The sequence below is a fragment of the Mesorhizobium sp. M1E.F.Ca.ET.063.01.1.1 genome, assembly GCF_003998155.1.
In the GTDB taxonomy this organism is placed as follows: domain Bacteria; phylum Pseudomonadota; class Alphaproteobacteria; order Rhizobiales; family Rhizobiaceae; genus Mesorhizobium.
The window spans coordinates 1-2,909 of sequence record NZ_RZSC01000730.1; the positions used below are offsets into that span (position 1 = coordinate 1).

General features: G+C 64.5%; 2 protein-coding genes. One reads left to right on the top strand and one right to left on the bottom strand.

Translation table 11 applies throughout. The annotated features are described in order from the left end of the window. Positions 1-207, bottom strand: coding sequence for a hypothetical protein (locus EOA29_RS31355; RefSeq protein WP_126093074.1), 207 nt, complete (start codon positions 205-207; stop codon positions 1-3). Positions 208-396: 189 nt separating this feature from the next. Here EOA29_RS31355 and EOA29_RS31360 point away from each other — a divergent pair. Further along, the coding region (locus EOA29_RS31360; protein WP_127222080.1) for a hydantoinase/oxoprolinase family protein at positions 397-2,909 on the top strand (2,513 nt) is incomplete at its 3' end.

A 2,909-nucleotide genomic window follows, 5' to 3' on the forward strand; every position in this document is an offset into this window, starting at 1 on the left:
CTACTGCGCGGGCGCAGCAGGAGGTGTTGCCGGAGCCGGTTCAGCAGGCTTCGAAGCGTCAGGCGTAGCTGGCTTCATCGGCTGCTCATTGGCCGGCGGGTTGGTGCTTTGGGTGGTCGTGTTGTCAGTGCCGGTACCGCTGTTGCTGCAAGCCGCGACCCCCAGCAGGGCGAGCGCCGAAACAGACGCCAGGATGAGCTTCTTCATGGTATCTCTCCTTCAGCAAACGTTCACATTTCGGTGAACGGTCGCAGGAGAAATGCATCAAGCGGCTCCCAGGTTTCGTAACGTTGCATTTCCAAATGTAACATCAACTGGCGATTGCCGCGGTCGAAACGGCGAACTAACAGAACATACGCTCGCACAGATTGGATAAGCAGAATGCCGGAAGCCGCGGTGAACAAGAAATGGGATTTCTGGATCGACCGGGGCGGCACCTTCACCGACGTCATCGGCCGCGATCCGCAGGGCCGGCTGCACCCGCGCAAGCTTCTGTCCGAGAACCCTGAGGTCTATGCCGATGCCGCCATCCAGGGCATTCGCGACCTGCTTGGGCTAAAATCCGGCACCGCCATTCCCGCGGATCGGATCGGCGACATCAAGATGGGCACCACGGTCGCAACCAATGCGCTGCTGGAGCGCAAGGGCGACCGAGTGCTGCTGCTCATCACCAAGGGTTTTCGCGACGCGTTGCGCATCGCCTACCAGGCGCGGCCGGATATTTTTGCCAAGGAAATCATCCTGCCGGAGCAGGTCTACGAGCGCGTGATCGAGATCGACGAGCGGGTGCGCGCCGACGGTTGCGTCGAGCGCCTGCTCGACATCGCCGCCTGCCGCCCGGCGATCGAGCAGGCCAAGGCCGACGGCATCGACGCGGTCGCCATCGTCTTCATGCATGCCTGGAAATATCCCGACCATGAAAAGGCGGTGGCCAAGGTCTGCCGCAAGATCGGCTTCGAGCAGATTTCGGTCAGTCACGAGGTCTCGCCGCTGATCAAGCTGGTCGGCCGTGGCGACACCACGGTGGTGGACGCCTATCTTTCGCCGATCCTGTCGCGCTACGTGCAAAGGGTAGCCGGAGAATTGGGCCCGGGGCCCCGCCTGATGTTCATGATGTCGTCGGGCGGGCTGACCGCCGCCGACATGTTCCAGGGCAAGGATGCGCTGCTTTCCGGCCCGGCCGGCGGCGTGGTCGGCATGGTCGAGACGGCGAAGCTCGCCGGCTTCGACAAGGTCATCGGCTTCGATATGGGCGGCACCTCGACCGATGTCGCCCATTATGACGGCGAGTATGAGCGCGCCTTCGACACCGAAGTCGCAGGCGTGCGCATCCGCGCGCCGATGATGCGCATCCACACCGTCGCCGCCGGCGGCGGTTCGATCCTGCACTACGAGGCCGGCCGCTTTCGCGTCGGTCCTGACTCGGCCGGCGCCAATCCAGGCCCGGCCGCCTACAGGCGCGGCGGGCCGCTCGCCATCACCGACGCCAATGTCATGCTCGGCAAACTGCGGCCCGATTTCTTCCCGACGATCTTCGGTCCCGGCCAGGACCAGCCGCTCGACGTCGAAACCGTGCGAGATAAATTCGCGGCGCTCGCCGCCGAGATCGGCGATGGACGTTCGCCCGAAGCGGTGGCCGAGGGTTTCGTCACCATCGCCGTGGAGAACATGGCCAACGCCATCAAGAAGATCTCGGTGCAGCGCGGCTACGACGTCACCGAATATCTCTTGAACTGCTTCGGCGGCGCCGGCGGCCAGCATGCCTGCCTGGTCGCCGATGCGCTCGGCATGGAAGCCGTGCTCATCCACCCCTTCTCCGGCCTGCTTTCGGCCTACGGCATCGGGCTGTCGACGGTTTTCGCCTCGCGCCAGCAGGCGCTGCTGAAACCTCTCGCCGAAGAGTCCCGTTCCCCGATCGAGGACCTGATTGCGGCATTGCGCCAAGGCGTTGTCGCTGAGCTTGCAGCGCAAGGCATTGCGGAGGCCGCCATCGCCTCCAAGCCGGTCCTGCAGATCCGCTATGACGGTACCGATACGGCGCTGCCGGTGAATTTCGAGCATGGTTCGATCTTCCGCGCCAGAAGCGATTTCGAGGCCGCCCACAAGGCGCAATTCGGCTTCGTCTACGAAAACAAGCCGATGGTCGTCGAAGCGGTCGGCGTCGAAGGCAGCGATGCCGGCGCCGCCGCGCGCGACGAAACTGAATCAAGTCTCGAAGACAAGGCGGCAAGCCCTTGGCAGATCCGGCAATTCTTCGCCGATGGCGGCTGGCGGGACGCCGGCATCTTCCAGCGCGATGGTCTGAAGCCCGGCCATAAGGTGGCCGGCCCCGCGCTGATCATCGAGCCGAACCAGACAATCGTCGTCGAGCCGGGCTGGCAGGCCGGGATCACGGCCCGGAACCATGTGCTTCTGCGGCGGATCGAGAAGAAGGCCCGGCAGGCGGCGCTCGGCACCGAAGCCGATCCGGTGATGCTGGAGGTCTTCAACAACCTCTTCATGTCGATCGCCGAGCAGATGGGCGTGACGCTGCAGAACACGGCATACTCCGTCAACATCAAGGAACGGCTGGACTTTTCCTGCGCGGTGTTCGACCGCCACGGCGCGCTGGTCGCCAACGCGCCGCACATGCCGGTGCATCTGGGATCCATGGACCGCTCGGTCGAAACCGTGATCCGCCTGAACTCGGGCGACATCCACCCAGGCGACGTCTTCGCGCTCAACGCTCCTTACAATGGCGGCACGCATTTGCCCGACATCACTGTCGTGACGCCGGTTTTTTCCCTCCCCCTTGAGGGGAGGGTGGCCGCGAAGCGGTCGGGTGGGGTCCTCTCAGAAGGCACCGCAAATGCGTCGAGCACTGCCGCGACGACCCCCTCCGCCGCCTTCGGCGGCACCTCCCCCTCGAG